Consider the following 644-nt stretch of genomic DNA (forward strand, 5'->3'; position numbering starts at 1 on the left):
CACTCCAAGCGCTGATCGACGCGGGCATGTCGGTCACTGGCGGCTGCCTCGATTGCCATCGGCATCAAAAGCTCGATCTGCCAGCGCTCCGCAATCGGTTCGGCGCTGATGCTCCGGCGATGGAATGGAACTTGAAGCCGAAGATGAAATGCGCCGTCTGCGGCGGCAGGCGTATCACGCTGACATATTCGCCAGACACCAGCCCGAAGGATCTCAACCGTAAGTCGGCTGGTCCGTGAGCTGGCCCTTAGTTCGCAGATCCCCGTGCCCGGTCTCGAAGCTCTTGCCACGTCATAGGCTGGCCATCTTCGGAAATAGTGACGCGCTCCTCGCTTTTCATCAGCGCATCAACGGCGATCCACGCATCGCGGGCCGATTCTTTTTCGACCATTTGTGGCTGAACACCGGCAATCCGGTTCAAAGGCTCATAGGTGATTTTGAAGGACACACCCTTTTCTCCTCAGTTCCGACCGCGCCCGGCGGGGCGGGGATCACTCAAACCGAAAGGCTGCCTTCATTGCTTCCTCAGCCTCACGCCAGCGCCGCCATCGATCATTTCCCCTTCCTCAAGGAAAACCACGCCAGCATCGCGTAGAGCGCGTTCTAGCACCTCTACGGTGGCACTGCGCGGTGCGGAGGTGCCG

Annotated in this window: 2 protein-coding genes; one reads left to right on the plus strand and one right to left on the minus strand. The window is 59.9% G+C overall.

The features are described 5' to 3' along the window. The coding region (locus EOA60_RS38555; protein WP_128312780.1) for a hypothetical protein at positions 1-239 on the plus strand (239 nt) is incomplete at its 5' end. Between the two features lie 8 nt (positions 240-247). On the opposite strand, the gene EOA60_RS36050 is transcribed toward EOA60_RS38555, so the two are convergent. Next, positions 248-448 (minus strand): hypothetical protein, encoded by a 201-nt coding sequence (locus EOA60_RS36050; RefSeq protein ID WP_127335113.1) that lies wholly within the window; start codon positions 446-448, stop codon positions 248-250. Positions 449-644: the final 196 nt, after the last annotated feature.

The sequence above is a fragment of the Mesorhizobium sp. M1A.F.Ca.IN.020.06.1.1 genome (assembly GCF_004023265.1).
In the GTDB taxonomy this organism is placed as follows: Bacteria; Pseudomonadota; Alphaproteobacteria; order Rhizobiales; family Rhizobiaceae; genus Mesorhizobium.